19 protein-coding genes are annotated in these 20,038 nt (G+C 63.5%); 7 read left to right on the plus strand and 12 right to left on the minus strand.

What is annotated here, in order from left to right:
* Positions 1-19: 19 nt before the first annotated feature.
* The 7 genes from AC3YMN_RS06390 to aptA form a co-directional block, all read right to left on the minus strand.
* Positions 20-1,114: an ABC transporter permease gene (locus AC3YMN_RS06390; protein ID WP_489889383.1), complete on the minus strand. Its 1,095-nt coding sequence runs from the start codon at positions 1,112-1,114 to the stop codon at positions 20-22.
* Positions 1,111-2,016, minus strand: a complete 906-nt coding sequence (locus tag AC3YMN_RS06395; RefSeq protein ID WP_489889384.1) for an ABC transporter permease — start codon at positions 2,014-2,016, stop codon at positions 1,111-1,113. The genes AC3YMN_RS06390 and AC3YMN_RS06395 overlap by 4 nt, the downstream gene beginning before the upstream one ends.
* Complete coding sequence (locus AC3YMN_RS06400; RefSeq protein WP_489889385.1) at positions 2,016-2,768, minus strand: ABC transporter ATP-binding protein; 753 nt, start codon at positions 2,766-2,768, stop codon at positions 2,016-2,018. Before AC3YMN_RS06400 ends, AC3YMN_RS06395 begins: the two co-directional genes overlap by 1 nt.
* 142 nt (positions 2,769-2,910) lie before the next feature.
* Complete coding sequence (gene hydA, locus AC3YMN_RS06405; RefSeq protein WP_489889386.1) at positions 2,911-4,362, minus strand: dihydropyrimidinase; 1,452 nt, start codon at positions 4,360-4,362, stop codon at positions 2,911-2,913.
* Positions 4,363-4,417: 55 nt separating this feature from the next.
* Complete coding sequence (locus tag AC3YMN_RS06410) at positions 4,418-5,668, minus strand: Zn-dependent hydrolase (RefSeq protein WP_489889387.1); 1,251 nt, start codon at positions 5,666-5,668, stop codon at positions 4,418-4,420.
* A gap of 13 nt (positions 5,669-5,681) precedes the next feature.
* Positions 5,682-7,175: a CoA-acylating methylmalonate-semialdehyde dehydrogenase gene (locus AC3YMN_RS06415; RefSeq protein ID WP_489889388.1), complete on the minus strand. Its 1,494-nt coding sequence runs from the start codon at positions 7,173-7,175 to the stop codon at positions 5,682-5,684.
* On the minus strand, positions 7,175-8,506 hold the full coding sequence (gene aptA, locus AC3YMN_RS06420) for an omega-aminotransferase AptA (RefSeq protein ID WP_489889389.1): 1,332 nt from the start codon (positions 8,504-8,506) through the stop codon (positions 7,175-7,177). The genes AC3YMN_RS06415 and aptA overlap by 1 nt, the downstream gene beginning before the upstream one ends.
* 122 nt (positions 8,507-8,628) lie before the next feature.
* Here aptA and AC3YMN_RS06425 point away from each other — a divergent pair, with 122 nt between their 5' ends.
* A complete protein-coding gene (locus tag AC3YMN_RS06425; RefSeq protein WP_489889390.1) occupies positions 8,629-9,339 on the plus strand; it encodes a TetR family transcriptional regulator C-terminal domain-containing protein in 711 nt (236 codons plus the stop codon).
* 79 nt (positions 9,340-9,418) lie between these two features.
* Positions 9,419-10,192, plus strand: a complete 774-nt coding sequence (locus tag AC3YMN_RS06430) for an NYN domain-containing protein (protein ID WP_489889391.1) — start codon at positions 9,419-9,421, stop codon at positions 10,190-10,192.
* 58 nt (positions 10,193-10,250) lie between these two features.
* Here AC3YMN_RS06430 and AC3YMN_RS06435 read toward each other — a convergent pair whose 3' ends face one another.
* From AC3YMN_RS06435 to AC3YMN_RS06445, 3 genes are all read right to left on the minus strand, one after another.
* Positions 10,251-11,072 carry a manganese catalase family protein gene (locus tag AC3YMN_RS06435; RefSeq protein ID WP_489889392.1) on the minus strand — a complete coding sequence of 274 codons (822 nt, stop codon included), beginning with the start codon at positions 11,070-11,072 and terminating at the stop codon, positions 10,251-10,253.
* 238 nt (positions 11,073-11,310) lie between these two features.
* Positions 11,311-12,654: an NAD-dependent dihydropyrimidine dehydrogenase subunit PreA gene (preA, locus tag AC3YMN_RS06440; protein WP_489889393.1), complete on the minus strand. Its 1,344-nt coding sequence runs from the start codon at positions 12,652-12,654 to the stop codon at positions 11,311-11,313.
* Complete coding sequence (locus AC3YMN_RS06445) at positions 12,647-13,996, minus strand: NAD(P)-dependent oxidoreductase (RefSeq protein WP_489889394.1); 1,350 nt, start codon at positions 13,994-13,996, stop codon at positions 12,647-12,649. The genes preA and AC3YMN_RS06445 overlap by 8 nt, the downstream gene beginning before the upstream one ends.
* A 449-nt stretch (positions 13,997-14,445) precedes the next feature.
* Here AC3YMN_RS06445 and AC3YMN_RS06450 point away from each other — a divergent pair, with 449 nt between their 5' ends.
* The 3 genes from AC3YMN_RS06450 to AC3YMN_RS06460 all read left to right on the plus strand — a co-directional run bounded on the left by AC3YMN_RS06450 (position 14,446) and on the right by AC3YMN_RS06460 (position 16,682).
* Positions 14,446-14,799 carry a septal ring lytic transglycosylase RlpA family protein gene (locus AC3YMN_RS06450; RefSeq protein ID WP_127751591.1) on the plus strand — a complete coding sequence of 118 codons (354 nt, stop codon included), beginning with the start codon at positions 14,446-14,448 and terminating at the stop codon, positions 14,797-14,799.
* A 217-nt stretch (positions 14,800-15,016) separates the two neighbouring features.
* Positions 15,017-16,201, plus strand: coding sequence for an MFS transporter (locus tag AC3YMN_RS06455; RefSeq protein ID WP_489889395.1), 1,185 nt, complete (start codon positions 15,017-15,019; stop codon positions 16,199-16,201).
* A complete protein-coding gene (locus AC3YMN_RS06460; protein ID WP_127751589.1) occupies positions 16,194-16,682 on the plus strand; it encodes an MmcB family DNA repair protein in 489 nt (162 codons plus the stop codon). Before AC3YMN_RS06455 ends, AC3YMN_RS06460 begins: the two co-directional genes overlap by 8 nt.
* A 3-nt stretch (positions 16,683-16,685) precedes the next feature.
* Here AC3YMN_RS06460 and AC3YMN_RS06465 read toward each other — a convergent pair whose 3' ends face one another.
* Both AC3YMN_RS06465 and AC3YMN_RS06470 read right to left on the minus strand, forming a co-directional pair.
* Positions 16,686-17,237, minus strand: a complete 552-nt coding sequence (locus AC3YMN_RS06465; protein WP_489889396.1) for an ActR/PrrA/RegA family redox response regulator transcription factor — start codon at positions 17,235-17,237, stop codon at positions 16,686-16,688.
* 51 nt (positions 17,238-17,288) lie between these two features.
* A complete protein-coding gene (locus tag AC3YMN_RS06470; protein ID WP_127751587.1) occupies positions 17,289-18,602 on the minus strand; it encodes an ActS/PrrB/RegB family redox-sensitive histidine kinase in 1,314 nt (437 codons plus the stop codon).
* A 143-nt stretch (positions 18,603-18,745) separates the two neighbouring features.
* On the opposite strand from AC3YMN_RS06470, the gene AC3YMN_RS06475 reads away from it, so the two are divergent.
* Together AC3YMN_RS06475 and AC3YMN_RS06480 are read left to right on the plus strand one after the other, a co-directional pair.
* Entirely contained in the window at positions 18,746-19,180 is a 435-nt protein-coding gene (locus AC3YMN_RS06475; protein WP_489889397.1) for a DUF2852 domain-containing protein, read from the plus strand.
* Positions 19,181-19,279: 99 nt separating this feature from the next.
* Entirely contained in the window at positions 19,280-20,035 is a 756-nt protein-coding gene (locus AC3YMN_RS06480) for a M48 family metallopeptidase (RefSeq protein WP_489889398.1), read from the plus strand.
* The last annotated feature ends 3 nt before the right edge of the window (positions 20,036-20,038 follow it).

Below are 20,038 nucleotides of genomic sequence, written 5' to 3' on the forward strand. Positions count from 1 at the left end.
TTTCCCCTGTTGTGCCGCCTCACGCACGACGCATGGACGGATGCCAAAACGTGATCCCCCGCTCGACCAGCGCGACCACCCCATAAAAAACCGAGCCGGCGAGCGCCGCCATGGCGATCTCGGCCCAGACCATGTCGACATTCATGCGGCCGATCTCGGCCGAAATCCGGAACCCCATGCCCGCGACAGGCGAGCCGAAAAATTCGGCGACGATGGCGCCGATCAGCGCGAGCGTCGAACAGATCTTGAGCGCATTGAAGATGAAGGGGGCCGCTGCGGGCAGGCGCAGCTTGACAAGCGTCTGCCAGTAGCTGGCGGCATAGGTGCGCATCAGGTCGCGCTCGATGGCCGAAGCGGCGTTGAGCCCGGCAATGGTGTTCACCAGCATGGGAAAGAAGGTCATGATCACGACCACGGCCGCCTTGCTCTGCCAGTCAAAGCCGAACCACATCACCATGATGGGCGCGACCCCCACGATGGGCAGCGCCGAAACAAAACTGCCCAGAGGCAACAACCCGGATTTGAGGAAAGGCGAGCGGTCGATGAGGATGGCCACCAAGAAGCCCAGCCCACAGCCAATGGCGTAGCCGGCCAGCACCGCTTTGAGAAAGGTTTGCTGAAAATCGGTCCAGAGCGTCGGCAGGCTCGCGGCGATGCGGCTGCCGATCTGGGAGGGGGGCGGCAGGATCACCTGCGGCACACCAGCGCCGCGCGTGATCGCTTCCCAGGTCACGAGAATGGCGAGGCCAAAGGTCAGCGGGATCAACAAGCCCAGGCCGCCATTCTGCCCCAGGCTCGGTGCCGTCAGGTCCGACAAGCGCTCGACAAACACCCAGCTCCACAGCCAGGTCGCGACCAGCGCTAACCACAGGAAAGCGGGCGGCCCGGGGTAAAGCTGCAGGCTCGCAAGCACCGCGACCGCGCCGAGGACCGCGAGCGCCCCATCGAGCCACAGCCCCGCATGCAGCCACAGCCGCAACAGCGACAGGGCGCCCAACACCAGGAACCCGTGCAGCAGCAGCGTCGGCTCGACCCCGCTCAGAAGCGTCAGGCCCAGCGCTGCCGCGCAAAGCCCGCTCGCAAGGATGGCGAGGTATAGCTGGAACTGGCTCATGACGCGCGCACCCCCATGCGGCGGGCGACCAGCGCCTCGACCCAGCCGACAAGGAGGATCAACAGCGCCGCCAGGATCGACGCGGCGACGAGCGCCGCCCAGATCTGGACGGTCTGGCTGTAATAGGATCCGGCGAGAAGGCGTGCCCCGAGCCCCGCCACCGCTCCGGTCGGCAATTCGCCCACGATGGCCCCGACAAGGCTCGCGGCCACGCCCACCTTGAGCGAGGCAAACAGGAACGGCACCGCTGCGGGCCAGCGCAGCTTCCAAAAGGTTTGCGCGCGCGAGGCATGGTAGGTGCGCATCAGGTCGAGCGGGATGGTTTCGGGGGAGCGCAGCCCTTTGACCATGCCCACGGTCACCGGGAAAAAGCTCAGATAGGCCGAGATGATGGCCTTGGACAGCAGCCGCGCCGGATCGGTCGGCAGGCCCAGGCTGCCGGTGAAGATGTTAAAGCCAATGACCACGATCAGCGGTGCCAGCGCCAGAATGGGGATGGTCTGGCTCGCTACGATCCAGGGCATCAGCGAGCGGCTGGTCGCCTCGCTATGGACAATGGCGATGGCTAGCGCGATACCAAGCAGGCTCCCCATCACAAAGCCCAGCGCCGTCGCTGAAAAGGTCACCCAGGCATGAAACAGCAGGCTGCGCGGCTTGTTGGGCGCCACCAAAGCTGTCGAGTTCCACAATTCACCCACCACCTGATGCGGCGCGGGCAGAACCGGCTTTTCCTGGTTCCAGGTTGCCAGGACAAACTCGGTTGCCGGTACATTCTCGATGCCGGCGCGCCGGTTCACATCGTTTTGCCAGGCCGCATTCATCGCGATGGCAGCGCCATACCAGGCGAGGATAAGCATCAGCAGCACAGCCAGAACGGGCAAAGCTCGCTGCAGGCGCCCCATCAGACCATGACCTCGTCATAGGAGTGGCCGGCGCGCAGACCGTCGCGCACCCGCGCGGCGATCTGCAGAAACTCGGGGCTTTCGCGGATGTCGAGCGGGCGCTCGCGGGGGAGCGTTGAGTCGATCACCTCGGTGACCCGCCCGGGGCGGGGCGACATCACGACGATCCGGGTCGACAGGTACACCGCCTCGGGGATGGAGTGGGTGACAAAGCAGATGGTCTTGCCGGTGCGTTGCCAAAGCTTGAGCAGTTCGGAATTGAGGTGGTCGCGTACGATTTCGTCGAGCGCGCCAAAGGGCTCGTCCATCAGCAAGAGGTCAGCGTCGAAGGCCAGCGCCCGGGCGATCGAGGCGCGCTGCTGCATGCCGCCCGACAACTGCCAGGGGAATTTGCCGGCAAAGCCGGTCAGGTTCACGAGCTCAAGCGTGCGGGTGATGCGCTCGCGCTGCTGAGCCGCGGAATAGCCCATGATCTCGAGCGGCAGGGCGACGTTCTTTTCGATGGTGCGCCAGGGGTAGAGCGCGGGGGCCTGGAACACATAGCCATAGGCCCGGCTCTTGCGCGCCTCTGCGGGCGTTTGCCCATTGATGGTGAGCGTGCCTGATGTCGGCTGTTCCAGATCGGCAATGGTGCGCAGAAACGTCGTCTTGCCGCAGCCCGACGGGCCGATAAAGGATACGAAATCGCCTTTGCCGATATCGAGATCGACATTGGATAGGGCATGGACCGGACCATCATTGGTCTTGAACATCAGCCCCAGGCCACGCGCTGAGACAACGGGTGCCGACTGCAAAGCCGTGGGAGAAGAAATGGCGGGTGCAGCAGACAACACGGACAAGAGTTGGCCCTCTAGTGCTTGGAGCGAATAAGTTTGACGAGCATTGACGTCATGGCTAGACGCCGCTCGCGGGAATGCCGGAGCGCTCGACGCGGCGCGGTGCCACGAGATCCTTCCATTGCGACAGGGCGCGGCTGACCGGGTTCTTGGCCTCGCGCGGCACAAACTTGCCGTGACCCGGCTCGGCCCGCACCTCGTCTTCGCTGATGGACACCTTGCCCCGGCTCAAGACAAAGCGGGGCAGCCCGGTGACTTCAAAGCCCTCGAACACATTGTAGTCGATCACCGATTGCTGGCGTTGGGCCGATATGGTCTTGCTTCGCTTGGGGTCCCAGACCACCAGGTCCGCATCGGCGCCGGGCAGCACCGCACCCTTTTTGGGATACATGTTGAGGATCTTGGCGATGTTGGTCGAGGTCACCGCTACAAATTCATTCATGGTCAGGCGCCCGGTATTGACCCCGGCCGTCCACAATACCGGCAGGCGATCTTCGAGGCCTCCCGTGCCATTGGGGATCTTGCTGAAATTGCCGATGCCGGTGCGCTTCTGGGCCGTGGTGAAGGCGCAGTGATCGGTCGCCACGGCCGACAGCGAGCCGGATTGCAGGCCAGCCCAAAGGGAATCCTGGTGCTGCTTGTTGCGGAACGGAGGCGACATCACCCGGCGCGCGGCATGGTCCCAATCGGGGTTCGCGTATTCGCTTTCATCGAGCGTCAGGTGCTGCACCAGCGGCTCGCCATAAACCCGCATACCCTTTTGGCGCGCGCGGCGGATGGCTTCATGGGCCTGCTCGCACGAGACATGGACCACATAAAGCGGCACGCCCGCCATATCGGCCAGCATGATGGCCCGGTTGGTCGCTTCCCCCTCCACTTCGGGGGGGCGCGAATAGGCATGGGCCTCGGGGCCGTTATTGCCGGCATTGAGCAGCTTCTGGGTCATGGCGGCGACGACATCGCCATTTTCCGCATGGACCAGCGGCAAGGCCCCGAGCTCGGCGCAACGGCTGAACGATGAGAACATCTCGTCGTCATTGACCATCAGCGAGCCCTTATAGGCCATGAAATGCTTGAAGGAGGTGATGCCGCGATCCACCACCTCAGCCATTTCGCGCCAGACCTGCTCGTCCCACCAGGTGATGGCCATGTGAAAGGCAAAGTCTGTCGAGGCCTTGCCGGTCTTGTTGTCCCACATCTGCAGCGCTTCAAGCAGGGACTGGCCGGGGCTCGGGAGGCAGAAATCCACGACGGTGGTTGTCCCACCGGCAAGGGCGGCGCGCGTGCCACTTTCAAAATCGTCGGCGGAATAGGTGCCCATGAAGGGCATTTCGAGATGGGTATGCGGATCGATGCCGCCCGGCATCACATAGCAGCCAGTGGCATCGAGCACTTCGTCGCTATCGAGATCGGCGCCGATCTCGATGATGCGCTCGCCTTCGATCAGCACATCGGCCTTATAGGTCAGGTCAGCGGTAACCACCGTCCCGTTCTTGATGACTATGCTCATCGTCACATCCCCCCTGCACGATCTTTTCCATTCTATGCAATCGCTATGCCATGTCTCAGTCCGCGATCTCCGCGGTTTCGAGCACGGCGTGGAACAACACATCGGCGCCAGCGGCGGCCCAGTCCGGGCTGATTTCCTCGGCCTCGTTGTGGCTGATGCCATCAACACAAGGGCACATGATCATGGTTGTGGGCGCTAGTTTGGCCGCCCAGCAGGCATCATGGCCGGCGCCCGAGATGAGGGGCATGTGCGAATAGCCCAATTTTTCGGCAGCGCTGCGCACGCGGTCTACCAGTTCGGGCGCGAAGGTGACGGGATCGAAGTGGCCGACATCCTCGACACTGCAACCCACGCCGAGCGCGGCGGCAATGCTGGCGGCCTCTTCCTCGATCCGGCGCCGCATGGCGTCGAGCTTGGCCTGATCCGGCGAGCGCAAATCAACCGTGAACACCACCTTGCCGGGCAGAACATTGCGTGAATTGGGGAAGAACCGGGCCTGGCCGACGCCGGCCACCGCGCCCGGCAGGTTGTCCATGGCGACGGCCTGCACCATCTCGATGATCCGTGCCATCGCCAGCCCGGCATTGACGCGCATATTCATCGGGGTCGAGCCGGTATGGGCTTCCTTGCCCGTCAGCGTGAATTCGAGCCACCACAGGCCCTGGCAATGGGTGACGACCCCGATCTGCTTGTTCTGGGCCTCAAGGATCGGGCCCTGTTCGATGTGATATTCGAAATAGGCGTGCATGGGGCGCGCGCCTACCTCTTCGTCGCCCAACCAGCCGATGCGCTTGAGCTCCTCGCCATAGCTCTTGCCCTCGCCATCCCGCCGCGCATAGGCATAGTCGAGCCTATGGATGCCGGCAAACACGCCCGAACCCAGCATGGCCGGAGCAAAGCGCGCCCCTTCCTCATTAGCCCAGTTCGTCACGACGATGGGGTGGCGGGTGGCGATGTTGAGGTCGTTGAGCGAGCGCACCACTTCGAGCCCGGCCAGAACGCCGAGCACGCCATCGAACTTGCCGCCGGTGGGCTGGGTATCGAGGTGCGAACCGATGTAAACCGGCAGCGCCGCGGGATCGGTGCCGGGGCGGGTGGCAAACATATTGCCCATCTGGTCAACGCCGAGGGTGAGCCCCGCCGCTTCGCACCAGCGCGCAAAGAGGTGCCGCCCTTCTCCATCTTCGTCGGTCAGGGTTTGCCGGTTATTGCCGCCGGCCACGCCCGGGCCGATCTTGGCCATGTCCATCAGGCTGTCCCAAAGCCGGTCACCATTAATGCGCAGGTTTTCTCCGGGGGACGGCATGCGGTTGTGTTCCTTATTTAACGCTGGGGAAGGAGAACTCGGCGCCACCCTTGATGCCGGCGGGCCAGCGGGTGGTGACGGTCTTGAGGCGGGTATAGAAGTGAACGCCTTCTGGACCGTAAATGGCATGGTCGCCAAAGAGCGAGCGCTTCCAGCCACCAAAGCTATGATAGGCGACCGGCACCGGGATTGGCACATTGACGCCGACCATGCCCACCTCGATCTTGTCGGCAAATTCGCGCGCCGCATCGCCATCGCGGGTGAAGATCGCGGTGCCATTGCCAAATTCGTGGCTGTTGATCAGATCGACGGCCTCGGCATAGTCCGCCGCCCGCACCACCGAGAGCACCGGCCCGAAGATCTCTTCCTTGTAGATAGTCATGTCGCGGGTCACATTGTCGAACAAGGTTCCGCCGACATAATAGCCGCCTTCATAGCCCTGGAGCGAGAAGTTGCGCCCATCGACCACGAGCTCGGCGCCCTGCTCGACGCCAGAGTCGATATAGCCGATGATCTTGTCGCGATGGGCTTTGGTCACCACCGGGCCCATCTGCGCATCGGGGTCGGTTGCCGGGCCGATCTTGAGCGCTTCGACGCGCGGCTTGAGCTTGGCAATCAGCGCGTCGCCAGTTTCCCTGCCCACGGGCACCGCCACCGAAACGGCCATGCAGCGCTCGCCGGCCGAGCCGTAACCGGCGCCCATCAGCGCATCGGCCGCCTGGTCGAGATCGGCATCGGGCATCACCACCATGTGGTTCTTGGCCCCGCCCAGCGCCTGCATGCGCTTGCCCGCGGCCGTACCGCGGCGATACACATATTCGGCGATCGGGGTGGAGCCGACAAAGCTCACCGCCTTGATGTCGGGATGGTCGAGAATGGCGTCGACGATTTCCTTGTCGCCATGAACGATGTTGAACACCCCTTCAGGCAGACCCGCATCCATAAAGAGGTTCCAGGCCAGCATCGAGGCCGAAGGATCGCGCTCGGAGGGCTTGAGGATAAAGGTGTTGCCGCAGGCAATGGCCGCTGGATACATCCACATCGGCACCATTGCAGGGAAGTTGAACGGGGTGATGCCCGCCACGACGCCGAGCGGCTGGCGCTCGGAATAGGAGTCGATCGCCGGGCCCACATTGCGCGAGAACTCGCCCTTGAGCAGTTGGGGAATGCCGCAGGCAAATTCGACGCAATCAATGCCGCGCGCCACTTCCCCCAGCGCATCGTCATGCACCTTGCCGTGCTCACGCGAAATTTCGCGCGCCAGCTCATCGGCATGCTGGTCGAGCAGGGCCTTGTAGCGGAACATGATGCGCGCCCGCTTCATGGGCGGGGTATTGCCCCAAACGGGCTGCGCGGCCTTTGCAGCCTGCACCGCGGCGTCGAGCTCGGCAGGCGTCGACAGCGGCAGTTCGGCCGATTGTTCGCCCGTGGCCGGATTGAACACCGGCACACGCCGGCCGCTGGAAATGTAGCGCTTGCCTGCTACGGCGTTTTCGATCAGCCGCATTATTCGATGCTCCGCAAAACTGTGCGCAATCCATCCACCAGTTCGTCGATCTGGTCGCGCGAAATGATGAGGGGTGGGCTCAGCGCAATGATGTCCCCAGTGGTGCGGATCAGATAGCCGCTTTCGAATGCCTTGATAAAGGCCGAGAAGGCCCGCTTGGTCGGACTGCCGGCGATGGGCTCGAGCTCGACGGCGCCAACCAGTCCGATATTGCGGATATCGATCACATGCGGCTCGCCGCGCAGCGAATGCAGCGCCTCGGCGAAATAGGGGGCCAGTTCCGCCCCGCGCGTCAGCAGCCCTTCTTCCCGGTAAGTTTCCAGCGTGGCGAGCGCGGCGGCGCAGGCGATGGGATTGCCCGAATAGGTATAGCCATGGAACAGCTCGATGGCGTTTTCCGGCCCGGCCATGAAGGCGTCGTGGATTTCGGCGGAAACCAGCACCGCGCCCATCGGAATAACGCCATTGGTGAGGCCCTTGGCCGTGACCATGATATCGGGCGTCACCCCGAAATAATCGGCCGCGAAGGGCGTGCCCAGCCGTCCGTAACCAGTGATCACCTCGTCAAAGATCAGCAGGATGCCGTGCTTCTTCGTGATCTCGCGCAGGCGCTGCAGATAGCCGGCGGGCGGGATCAAGACGCCGGTCGAGCCCGCCACCGGCTCAACGATCACCGCCGCAATGGTGGAGGCATCATGGAGGGCCACGATGCGCTCGAGCTCGTCGGCCAGTTCCATGCCATGCGGGGGCAAGCCATTGCTGAAGGCATTTTTCTGCAGGTTATGGGTGTGGGGCAGGTGATCGACCCCCGCCAGCAGCGTGCCGAACATCTTGCGGTTGGTGACGATGCCGCCCACCGAGATGCCGCCGAAATTGACGCCGTGATAGCCCCGCTCGCGACCGATCAAGCGGGTGCGGCTGCCTTCGCCGCGCACGCGGTGGTAGGCCAGAGCCACTTTGAGGGCGGTTTCCACCGATTCAGAACCCGAATTGGTGTAGAGCACATGGTCGAGCCCTTCGGGCGCGAGGTCGACGAGGCGGCTCGCCAGCTCGAACGCCTTGGGATGCCCCATCTGGAAGGCGGGCGCATAATCGAGTTCGGCCGCCTGGTTGCCGATCGCTTCCACGATGCGTGGCCGGGCATGACCGGCATTGACGCACCAGAGCCCGGCCGTGCCATCGAGAATCTGGCGGCCATCGGCGGTGGTGTAGTGCATGTCCTTGGCCCCAACGAGCATGCGGGGCGCTTTCTTGAATTGCCGGTTGGCGGTAAACGGCATCCAGAAGGCACTCAGATCATTGGGCGCTCTGCTGCTGGACGTTGACGCCACGGCTAACTCCTCCAAGAACCAACTCGGTGCGCGCTTTTGGCTCTTGACGTGGCCCGGCGAACCCAAGAATTTTGACCATATGGAAAAACGTTAGCACTCCCAGAACTTCCCGCAAGGCCAAAATGCCGCCCCCCGATGCTAAAAATCTTGCGGCCGCCGCTGGTGCCGATGGGCAGATCGCGGCAGCCGGCCCAGGCGCCAAGCCCAGCCGGCCGCTGACGCGGATCCAGCGTGAAAAGCACGACATTATCCTGGAAGCCGCGCTGGATGTGTTCTCGCTGCATGGCTTTCGCGGGGCCACGATCGACCAGATCGCCGAGGTTGCGGGGATGAGCAAGCCGAACCTGCTCTATTACTTCCCGCGCAAGGAAGAGATCCATCGCCGCCTGATTGCGGCGCTGTTGCAGACTTGGCTCGCGCCCCTGCGCGAGATGGATGCGGCGGGCGATCCCTTCCCCGAGATCCGCTCCTATATCCGGCGCAAGCTCGAAATGGCGCGTGACTTCCCGCGCGAAAGCCGGCTCTTTGCCAATGAGATGCTGCAGGGCGCGCCGCGGATCATCGAGATGATCGAGGTCGATCTCAAGAACCTCGTCGACGAAAAAGCCCAGGTGCTGCTGAGCTGGATGGACCAGGGCAAGCTCGCGCGCACCGACCCCTATCACCTGATCTTTTCGATCTGGGCGACCACCCAGCATTACGCCGATTTCGACGTGCAGGTGCGCGCCGTCCTCGGGCCCGCCCGCGGCGGCGAAGGGCGCTTCGAGGACGCCGCGCGCTTTCTCGAGCACCTGTTCATGCACGGCCTCACCCCCCGCCGCAGCGGCGCCTGATCCGCGCAATTGCAGGCAATTTGGAGAGGCTCTGGAGAGAGCCCCTGCGCTAGCCTGCGGCCGGGGCGGGGGGACTATCATGCGGCAGATCGCTGTGCTGTTTGATGCGGAAAACATCGGAGCAGGCTGCATTGAGCCCGTGCTCTCGCAACTGGCGCAGCGCGGCCAGGTGACCACTGCCAAGGCCGTGGGTGATTTCGCCGAGCCGACGCTCGGGCCGTGGCGGGCCGAAGCCAGCACGCACGGCTTGATGCTGGTGCTGCAACCAAGCTTGGGCAAGGGCAAGAACTCCGCCGATATCCGCCTTGCCATCGAGGCGATGAACCTGGCGCATCGTGGGCAAGTCGATACCATTGCTCTGGTCAGCAATGACCGCGACTTCACTCCCTTGGCGCTGCATCTGCGCGACATGGGGCTGGACGTACTGGGCTTCGGGACGGCAAAGGCGCCGCAAGCCTTTCGCGCCGGCTGCACCGGGTTCACCTGTTTGCCCGAGGCGGATTGCGCCAGCGCCCTGCTGGCCAAGGCGATCGTTATTTCCTCGGCGCCCACAACCAGCAAGTCCGCTCCCGCGCCCCAGAAACCGGCAGCTCCTCCCGGTGCCAAGGGGCTGGCCGCGCTTTCTGCAGCTGAGCGGGACGAGCTGGAAGATCTTGTGCGGGCGCTGAGCGACAACGCCACGGGCCGGGCCGATCCGGGCCACATTGGCTCGAGGCTCGCCCAGGCTAACCCGCAACTCTTTAAGCGCCTAAGCGGTGGCAAGGGGCTGATGCGGCGCCTCCTGGCCCACGGCATTGTGGAGCAAGTGAGCGCTAATCCTGCCCGGGTCCGGCTGATGCCACTGCTCGGCTGACATAAAGAAATGGGGCTGGCACAAGCCAGCCCCACAGGAATCGTGCAAGCCGCTTGGCTTACATCTGTTCTTTTTGAGCGCCGCCTTTGGGACGGGCTGGCCCGAGATTGGGGACCTGCCCCAGGGGCTCGCTGACCACAATGCTGAATTCGCCCTTGCCGTCGATGGAAGGACCCTTGGACCAGCGGCCTTCAGGGGGCTGCTTGTCGAGCGTATGGCTAAAGAAGCCATAGGCGAATTCGGTCTTTTCCTCGGCCTGCGGATGGCTGTTGGGGATCGGGAACACGCCCTTGTCGCCGCCCAGCTCCTCGATCGCGGCCATCCACTGGTTCTGGTGCATGGTATCGCGGGCGATCAGGAACTGGAGCATGTCCTTCATGCCGGGATCGCTGGTCATGTTGTAGAGCCGGACGGCCAGTACGCGGCCGGTGGACTCGGCCATGACATTGGCGGTCATGTCGGCAGCGATGTTGCCGCTGGCATAGATGTGGGACATGTCGAACGGGACGCCGTCGGAATCGACCGGCATGGCCGAAAGCCCGGCGGACAGGAAGTTCTTGAGGTTCATGCCACCCAGCACGGCGCTGGCGATCGGGTCCTTGGCCACTTCGTCCCTGATGCCGACTGGTGCGCCCTCAAGATTCATGGCCACGGCGGTGGCGAGCATCTCGATATGGCCCAGCTCTTCGGTGGCGGTGTTGAGCAACAGGTCACGGAATTTCGGGTTACCGCGGGCACCCATGGCCTGGAAGAAATACTGCATGCAAACGCGGATTTCGCCTTCCACGCCGCCGATTGCCTGCTGCAGCGCGCGGGCGAATAGTGGATCGGGCGTTTCAACGCGGACCGGATATTGCAGCTTTCCGTCAGTGTAGAACATGGTTGATCTCCGTTAGGGTTCGGCGGGGGAAAGGCTCGGACGCTCATCCCGTTGCCCGCCGCTAACCTGAGGCAGTCTGAGCCTTCCGCAGGTTTAAACGTTCTTGCGAGTTGGATTTGGCGTCAGCGGCTAGCAGTAGGCGCACCCCTGCGCTCGCTGGACGAGCATCATCAGCGCCTAACCGCAAGCGAGTGCCGTGCTGCGGGGCGCTGACCAGTGCTTGGCTGAAGGGAGGGCGCTATTGTGCCGGCTCAACCACCGAGATGTCGCCCATCGGCGTTTGCGCCGCGCTGGGATTGTTGGGGTGGGTGGTCCAGTTGGCATAACGCCCGGTCACGACGCGGCCGGTGCGCTCATCCACCGAGCCGACCGGCAGGGCTTCCATCGTGATGCAGTCTTCCACCGGGCAGACATTGACGCACAGATTGCAGCCCACGCATTCCTCGTTCTTGACCTCGAAATAGCGCCGACCATCCTTTTCCTTGGTGATGGCCTGGTGCGAGGTGTCCTCGCAGGCGATGTGGCAGCGCCCGCATTTGATGCACAGATCCTGGTCGATCTTGGCCTTGGCGATATATTCGAGATCCAGATACTGCCAATCGGTGACATTGCGCACGGCGCGGCCGGTAAAGGCTTCGAGATCGGCATGGCCCTTCTCGTCCATCCACTGGCTGAGCCCCGAGATCATTTCCTCGACGATCTTGAAGCCATAGGTCATGGCGGCGGTGCAGACCTGCACATTGCCCGCGCCCAGCGCCATGAACTCGGCCGCATCGCGCCAGGTGGTCACTCCTCCAATGCCGGAGATGGGCAGGCCATAGGTTTCGGGATCGCGGGCAATATCGGCGACCATATGGAGGGCGATGGGTTTGACCGCCGGGCCGCAATAGCCGCCATGGGTGCCCTTGCCGCCCACGGTCGGGGTGGGCGCGAAGAGGTCGAGATCAACCGAAACAATGGAGTTGATGGTGTTGATGAGCGACACCGCATCAGTGCCGCCCGCCTTGGCGGCGCGGGCGGGTTTGCGGATATCGGTGACATTGGGGGTGAGCTTGGTGATCACCGGCATGCGGGTATATTGCTTGCACCAGCGCACAACCATTTCGATATATTCAGGCACCTGCCCGACGGCGGCGCCCATGCCGCGCTCGCTCATGCCATGAGGACAGCCGAAATTGAGCTCGATGCCATCGGCGCCGGTTTCCTCCACCAGCGGCAGGATGGCTTTCCAGGCCTCCTCGACGCAGGGCACCATGATCGATGCCACCAGCGCCCGGTCGGGCCAGGCCATCTTGATCTGCTTCATTTCCTGCAGGTTGATCTGCAGCTGCCGGTCGGTGATGAGCTCGATATTGTTGAGCCCCAAGAGCCGCCGGTCGGCGCCCCAGATCGCGCCATAGCGCGGCCCGTTCACATTGACAACGGGCGGGCCCTCTTCGCCCAGCGTCTTCCAGACCACGCCACCCCAGCCGGCGCGAAAGGCGCGCTCGACATTATAGGCCTTGTCGGTGGGCGGCGCGGACGCGAGCCAGAACGGGTTGGGCGACTTGATGCCAACGAAATTGTTGCGCAGGTCAGCCATTGCTGCCTCCCATAAGGAAGATGTGCATGCTTTCGGCGGCATCGCGCCCTTCGGCCACGGCCGTCACCGTCAGATCATCGCCACCCGCGGCGCAATCGCCGCCCGCCCAGACCTTGGGCATGGAGGTGCGCCCCTCGGCATCCACTTCGATCTTGCCGCCCGCCAGGATCGGCCCGCCGCCCTCGATGGCGAGCGTTTGCCCGATGGCCTTGAAAATCTGGTCGCCCGCAATGGTGGTGGTTTCGCCGGTTTCCGTCAGCCGGCCATCCACCAGCGCGGTATAGGCCAGTTCCAGCCCAATGGCCTTGCGGCCATCGGTCAGCACCCGCTTGGGCGCCAGCCAGTGGCGGATAGTAACGCCCTTGGAGGCGGCGAGGTCCTGCTCCCATTCCGACGCGTTCATGTGTTCCTTGCCACGGCGATAGACCATCGTGACCTCTTCGGCGCCCAGGAGCTTGGCCTGCACCGCCGCATCGATCGCCGTCATGCCGCCGCCGATCACCACCACCCGCCGCCCGATGGGCAGGCGGGACAAATCCTCGGCCTGGCGCAGATCGGCGATAAAATCCACCGCATCGCTGACGCCGGCCACATTCTCGTTTTCGGCCCGCAGCGCATTGACGCCCCCCAGACCAATGCCGAGAAACACCGCATCATAGGTTTCGCACAGCCGCTCCAGCGTGAGGTCGCGCCCAAGCACCTGGCCATTGACGATCTCGATGCCGCCAATGGCGGTAACATAGTCCACCTCGTCCTGGGCGAAGCTGTCGGTCGCCTTGTAGGAGGCGATGCCATATTCATTGAGCCCGCCAGGCTTGGGGCGGGCATCAAACATCACCACGGCATGGCCCTTGGTGGCGAGGCGATGCGCGGCGGCCAGTCCCGCCGGCCCCGCGCCGATCACCGCCACACTCTTGCCGGTGGCGGGCGCGCGGGTGAAGAACTGCCGGTTTTCGCTCATCGCGATATCGGTGGCATAGCGCTGCAGCAGCCCGATCCGCACCGGCTTGCCCTCGGCCTCCTCGCGTACGCAGGCTTCCTCGCAGAGCTGCTCGGTGGGGCAGACCCGGGCGCACATGCCCCCCAAGATATTCTGCTCGAAGATCGTCTTGGCTGCCCCCAGCGGATTGTCCGTCGCGATCTCGCGAATAAAGAGCGGAATATCGATGCTGGTGGGGCAAGCATTCATGCAGGGCGCATCAAAGCAGAAGTAGCAGCGATCGGCTTCCACAAAGGCTTCGTGCTTGTCGAGAGGGGGATGCAGTTCGGCGAAATTGGCGCGGTACTGCGCCGGTTCGAGCCGTGCGGGCGCAATGCCCTCCTTGAGAACACCGTCCGGCATGGTTTCTCCTCCCCTGCTGCAGTCTTCTTGAGGAGGCTAGCGCGACCCCAATCTTTTATCAATTGGTCAAATATCAGAATACGAGCGCCACGAAGCCGCCGCATTGTCGGCAACATCGCCGCAATTTCCTGTGGTTTCCCCGGAACTAACAGACAGTACGGTCGTTTATTGCCCTTGTAGGGTTGGTGTGGCTGATGTGCAGCACCACGCAAACACAATCCCGCGTTTGCGCGATTCAGCTGCATCCGCGGCGACCAGGCGCTTTGAACTAGAACCTCATTCTAGCTACGCCAAGGAACTTACCGCGACATTCCAGCAAATCGGGGCGGCGTAACGCCCCTTGCCGGCATTGGTTCCGCCTGAAAACGCATTTTGGTAAATTAGTCCACATTCTGGCCCCGGCCCGCCGGGTATCGTCTGCTCACATCAATTGAAGTGAGACTGGACGCTTGTTTAAAAAGACTCTGTTAACCCTGGCCGTTGCTGCTTCCGCCCTGTGCTTTTCCTCGGCCGCCTACGCCCAATGTGGCGGCGCCTCCTGGTACGGTCCGGGCTTTAACGGCAAGCGCGCGGCATCGGGACAAATCTTCAACCAAGATGCCATGACCGCGGCGCACCGCTCGCTCCCCTTCGGCACCAAATTGCGGGTGACTGACCAGCGCACGGGCAAGACCATCCAGGTGACGATCAATGATCGCGGTCCATTCCACGGCAAGCGGATCATCGATCTTTCCAAGGGCGCCGCCAACAAGCTGGGTTTCCGCAACCGGGGCACAACCTCCGTGTGCATCGAAAAGCTCTAGTCGCTCCAACGAAAAAGGCTGCCCCGTTGGGGCGCCTTTTCTTCTTTCCCGAGCAGGCACCTTGCGGCCCTCTCTTTCCCTTTGGGCAGAAACCCACTAGCTTTCGGCCGGCTTTCATCCCTTGTTCAGCCCGATTGGCGCTGGCTCACCCCTTGCGGGCAGGCCGGCAGCGCCATTCTCGCGCTGAATTGCCGGGCATACCGAGTTAGTTCACGCCATGTCGATTGCACCACAGCACCGTATCTATGCCTGCTTTTTCCTGTTTGCCCTGACCACGGGGGCGCTCCTGTCGCGGTTGCCCGACCTGCAGCACGCGCTGGGCGTCACGGAAAGCCAGCTGGGGCTGACGCTGATCGGCATGTCGATTGGCTCGCTGCTGTCGCTGACCCTGTCGGCGCCGCTGATTGACCGGCTGGGCGCCCGGACCACCGCCTTCATTACCGTTCTGGGCCCGGCGCTGCTGTTTGCCTGCGTACCCTGGCTGGGCGTCGCGCCGGCAGTGTTTGCGGTGTTCTTTTGCACGGGGCTGCTGTCGGGTGCGCTCGAGATCAACCTCAATGTCGAGATCGACCGGCTCGAGGCGCAATATGGCAAACGGTTCATGAACCGCGCCCATGGGTTCTGGAGCGCCGGCTTTTTCGTCACCGCCCTTTTCGGCGCCGTGGTGCGCCAGTCCCAGCTCTCGATGCAGCTGCATCTGGCGCTGATCGCGCTCGTCGTGCTGGGCGTTGGCGGCTACATGATCGCGGGCATGCGCAGTGCACCGCGCCGGACTGACGGGCATCAGGGCGACACGCCGCGCATTGCCTTCCCGACCCTGGGGTTGCTGCCCCTTTGCATCATCGGCATTGCCGCCTTCCTGGTTGAGGGCGCGGGCATCGACTGGTCGGCCATCTATATGCGCGATGTGTTTGCCGTGGAGCCCTTTATCGGCGGGCTCAGCCTCACGCTCTTTTCCTTCTTCATGGCCCTCACCCGCCTTACCGTCGATCCGGTGGTTGAGCGGCTGGGGCCAAGGCTTGTGGCAACGATCCTCCTGGCCCTTGCCGCCTGCGGCACGCTGCTGGTGGGCCTTGCTCCCTCCCCTGTGCTGGCGCTGACCGGCTTTGCGTTGATGGGCATTGGCTGCAGCGCGGTTTATCCGCTGGCCGTTTCGGCCGCCGCGCAGCGCACCGACCGCCCCTCGGCGGTCAATGTTGCGGCGCTGGGGCAGATCAGCTTTGTGGTGTTCTTCCTCGCCCCGCCCCTTTTGGGCTTCGTGGCTGAATATCTGGGCATCCGCAATTCCTACCTGATCTGCCTGCCCGTGCTCGCCGCGGGCCTGCTGGCCGTGCGCGCCCTTTCCACTCGCAATGCAGTGCTGCCCGTGACGGGCACGCCGGCGCCCGCGCCCCATGGCTGAGCTGCCCCCCATTGTCGATGGGCGCCAATCGCCCACGGCCCTGCGGGTGCAACGCGGCGTGATGCGTCTCTTGCGTGACGTCTACAACATGGCCCCCTATGCCGAGGTGCCATTGAGCAATGGCCGGCGCGCCGATGTGCTGGCGGTCGGCCCCAAGGGCGAGATCTGGATCGTCGAGATCAAATCGAGCCTGCAAGATTTTCAGGTGGATACGAAATGGCCGGAATACAGGGCGTTTTCCGATCGGTTCTTTTTTGCCAAGCCGCCTGAACTGGAAGCCGAGATCTTTCCGGAGAGCGAAGGGCTGATCGTGGCCGATGGGCATGAAGGAGCGGTGCTGCGTCCGAGCCCCGATACGCCCCTGCCCCCGGCGCGGCGGCGGGCGCTGTTGCTGCAATTGGCGCGACTGGGCGCCGAGCGGATCCATGGCTTGATGGATCCGGCCCTCAGGAGCGAGCGCGGCCTCGGCCGGCTCGACTAGAGATCAGCGTGGGGCGCGCTTGGCGAGGATGCGCTGCAGCGTGCGGCGGTGCATGTTGAGACGCCGCGCGGTTTCCGAAACGTTACGGTCGCATAGTTCATAGACGCGCTGGATATGCTCCCAACGCACCCGGTCGGCCGACATCGGGTTTTCCGGCGGCTCGGGCTTGTCTTCCCCGGTGGCCAGCAGCGCATTGATGACATCGTCGGCGTCGGCGGGCTTGGAGAGGTAGTCCACAGCACCGAGCTTGACCGCCGTCACCGCCGTCGCGATATTGCCATAGCCGGTCAGCACCACGGCCCGGGCATCTGGACGCTGCTGGTGGAGAGCCGAGACCACTTCAAGGCCATTGCCGTCTTCAAGCCGAAGGTCGACGACCGCATAGGCGGGGGCATGTTCGGCCACCGCCGCCAGCCCTTCGGCGACCGAGCCAGCGGAGCGGACGTCAAAGCCGCGCCGGGCCATGGCGCGCTCGAGGCGCTGCAGGAATGCGGCATCGTCGTCCACCAGCAACAAGCTGGAATCGGCGGCCAAAAGTTCTTCAATCGTGCTCATGCGCCTTATTTAGGTATTGCAGGCGCAAAAAGCAAAAGCCCGGCGGCCGTTTCAGCCCTCCACGGCTGAACGTGGCCAAACAATGGTTACTTGGGCGTGCCCTTCTGGGTCAGCATTTGCAAATTCGAGCCGTGCGCCCGTGCGCTCCAGCAGCGTCTTGGCAATGAAAATGCCGAGCCCAAGTCCCCCTGGCTGATGGGCATCGCTGCCTTGAGGATCGCGCGGCCGCGTCGTGAGATAAGGCTCGCCCAGTCGGGCGATCAGCTCGGGGGCAAAACCGGGCCCATCATCGGCAATGGTCACGCACACGCTGTCAGCATCCCAGCGGACGCCGACACGAACAGTGCTGCGGGCGAAATCGGTGGCATTCTCAATGAGATTGCCCAGGCCATAAAGCAGACCGACGCTGCGCTGGAACACCGGAGGCTCACCACCCGCACCGTCCACATCAAACAGGATGGTCTTGCCGAGCGCCTCGTGAGGACGAGCGACTTCGGACAACAGATCGGTCAGGGGCGCCGCCGCAAAGGGATCGCCGCCTTCGCTGCCAAGATTGCGCAATTTAGAGAGAATGGCGCGACAGCGCGCGGCCTGACTGATGATCAATTCCACGTCACTGGCCAGATCACTGCCCGCTGGTACTTCGGCCCGCATCTCCTTGGCCGCGAGAGCAATGGTGGAAAGAGGGGTCCCCAATTCATGGGCAGCGGCGGCGGCAAGCCCATCAAGGGCTGAAAGTTGCTCTCGTCGCGACAGCGCCAACTCGGTTGCTGCCAGGGCGTCCCCGATCTGGCGGGCTTCATGGGCGACGCGGTTGATATAAAAGGTAATGAAGGTCAGGCCGCAGATAATGGCGACCCAGATGCCAACCACATAGATGCGGTTGAAAACAATGCGCTCATTGGGGCTCCAGGGTAGCGGCAGGTGCCAGACCGCCAATATGGAGGCGATCAGGGCTGCGAGAAGCGCGATGAGAAGCGTGTCGCGGCGCGGCAAAGTGGTTGCCGAGACCGATACAGGGGCCAGCAGCAGCACCGAAAAGGGATTATGCAGCCCCCCGGTCAGCGCCAGCAGGCCGCCAAGCTGCAGGCAGTCATAGGCGATCTGGCTCGCGATAAAGAGTGAGGTGGGCCGGTGGGCGGGACCAAAGCGCAAGACGAGCCAGATATTGAGCGCGGCGGAAAGCCCGATCAACACAGCGCATTCCATTAGCGGCACCGGATAGCCCAGCCCGAACGCCACGAACAACACGCCAATGGTTTGGCCGGCAAGGGCTAGCCAGCGCAGCAAGACCAGGGTTTCAAGCCGGAGCCGGCGCCAGGTGGAAGGCCGCAGCAGCCCGTCGGCCGTTTCAACTGAACTCATGGCGCGCGCCTCCCGGGGAAACCCCTCCATAGCGCATGGGAATGGCGGGCGTATGATTCAAGACGAAATTTTTGGTCCGTCATGCTTGATCCCGCGCCCGAGGGGACCACGTATTCCCTGTTGTGACTGGGAGAATGCGAAACATGAACACTGCCCTTATCAAACCGGCTTGGTCCCCCCTGACCATCGCCCTGATGGTTCTAGGCTTTATCATCTTCTGGCCCCTGGGTCTGGCCGTTCTTGGCTATATCCTGTGGGGTGAAAAATTTGGCGGCTCGCCTGAAAAGGCCCAGGCCTATTGGAACAAGGCTCGCTCCTTTGTTTCCTCCAACAAGCCGGCTGGCGTTAGCGGTGGCTTTGCAGCGTCCTCTAGCGGCAATGCCGCCTTTGACGAGTATCGCAGCGAGCAGTTGCGCCGGCTTGAGGAAGAGCGCCGCCGGCTCGACGAAGAGATCGAGGCCTTTCGCGAATACATGGCCAATCTGCACAAGGCCAAGGACCGCGAGGAGTTCGACCGCTTCATGAGCGAGCGTAACGGCACCCGCCAGGGTTATGGCGACAACAACACGGCCAACTGAGGCAGCTAAGCCCTGCCCGGGACCGCATTAGCAAAGGCGTCTTCCGCAAGGAAGGCGCCTTTTTCTTGGGGTGTGGCTGGCGGGCGCGCTAGTCTGGGCGTGGCTGATTCGCTGCGGACCACTGCCCTGTTCTTTAAAAGCAAAATCCCTCCCTCGACCGAGATCCGGATTGCCGATCGCACCGTGAGCGTGGCCGTGCGCACCCATGCCCGCGCGCGCTCCTATCGCCTGTCCATTCCCCATGACGGCACGCCGGTGCTGACCCTGCCGCCCGGCGGCCGCTGGAGCGACGCCGAAGCCTTTTTGCAGCGCCAAACCGGTTGGCTGGCCGAACGGCTCGACGGCGCGACTGGACCCGTCAGTTTTGCCGATGGCGTGCTCGTGCCGCTACGGAACGTGCCGCACCGGATCGTTGCCACGGGCAAGCTGCGCGGCCGGGTGGAGGTGGGCGAGCAGGATGGGGAGAAAGTGTTGTTTGTGCCAGGAGAGCCGGCGCACCGCGCCCGCCGGCTCGTTGATTGGCTCAAGGAAGAGGCGGCTCGCGAGCTCAAGCTGCGCAGCGCCCACCATGCCGCCCGGCTCGGGGTCACCGTGCGCTCCATTACGATGCGCGACCAGGCCAGCCGCTGGGGCTCCTGCTCCTCGAGCGGCAGCCTCAACTATAACTGGCGGCTGATCCTCGCGCCGCCCTTCGTGCTCGATTATGTGGCGGCCCATGAGGTCGCTCATCTGGTGGAGATGAACCACTCCGCCGCCTTTTGGGCTACGGTCAAGCGCACCCTGCCCGAGATGGATCGCGGCCGGGCCTGGCTCAAGACCCATGGCCGCGAGCTGATGGCGTTTCGCGCCAATTAGCCT

This window comes from Devosia sp. Z11_6, from assembly GCF_058133665.1.

Coding starts and splice junctions, on each gene's coding strand:
- AC3YMN_RS06410 (WP_489889387.1), bottom strand. CDS start 5,668: ATGCCGTCCCCCGGAGAAAACCTGCGCATTAATGGTGACCGGCTTTGG.
- AC3YMN_RS06465 (WP_489889396.1), bottom strand. CDS start 17,237: ATGAGCACGATTGAAGAACTTTTGGCCGCCGATTCCAGCTTGTTGCTG.
- AC3YMN_RS06460 (WP_127751589.1), top strand. CDS start 16,194: ATGGCTGAGCTGCCCCCCATTGTCGATGGGCGCCAATCGCCCACGGCC.
- AC3YMN_RS06475 (WP_489889397.1), top strand. CDS start 18,746: ATGAACACTGCCCTTATCAAACCGGCTTGGTCCCCCCTGACCATCGCC.
- AC3YMN_RS06390 (WP_489889383.1), bottom strand. CDS start 1,114: ATGAGCCAGTTCCAGCTATACCTCGCCATCCTTGCGAGCGGGCTTTGC.
- preA (WP_489889393.1), bottom strand. CDS start 12,654: ATGGCTGACCTGCGCAACAATTTCGTTGGCATCAAGTCGCCCAACCCG.
- AC3YMN_RS06470 (WP_127751587.1), bottom strand. CDS start 18,602: ATGAGTTCAGTTGAAACGGCCGACGGGCTGCTGCGGCCTTCCACCTGG.
- AC3YMN_RS06430 (WP_489889391.1), top strand. CDS start 9,419: ATGCGGCAGATCGCTGTGCTGTTTGATGCGGAAAACATCGGAGCAGGC.
- hydA (WP_489889386.1), bottom strand. CDS start 4,362: ATGAGCATAGTCATCAAGAACGGGACGGTGGTTACCGCTGACCTGACC.
- AC3YMN_RS06395 (WP_489889384.1), bottom strand. CDS start 2,016: ATGGGGCGCCTGCAGCGAGCTTTGCCCGTTCTGGCTGTGCTGCTGATG.
- AC3YMN_RS06435 (WP_489889392.1), bottom strand. CDS start 11,072: ATGTTCTACACTGACGGAAAGCTGCAATATCCGGTCCGCGTTGAAACG.
- AC3YMN_RS06445 (WP_489889394.1), bottom strand. CDS start 13,996: ATGCCGGACGGTGTTCTCAAGGAGGGCATTGCGCCCGCACGGCTCGAA.
- AC3YMN_RS06425 (WP_489889390.1), top strand. CDS start 8,629: ATGCCGCCCCCCGATGCTAAAAATCTTGCGGCCGCCGCTGGTGCCGAT.
- AC3YMN_RS06415 (WP_489889388.1), bottom strand. CDS start 7,175: ATGCGGCTGATCGAAAACGCCGTAGCAGGCAAGCGCTACATTTCCAGC.
- AC3YMN_RS06400 (WP_489889385.1), bottom strand. CDS start 2,768: ATGTTCAAGACCAATGATGGTCCGGTCCATGCCCTATCCAATGTCGAT.
- AC3YMN_RS06455 (WP_489889395.1), top strand. CDS start 15,017: ATGTCGATTGCACCACAGCACCGTATCTATGCCTGCTTTTTCCTGTTT.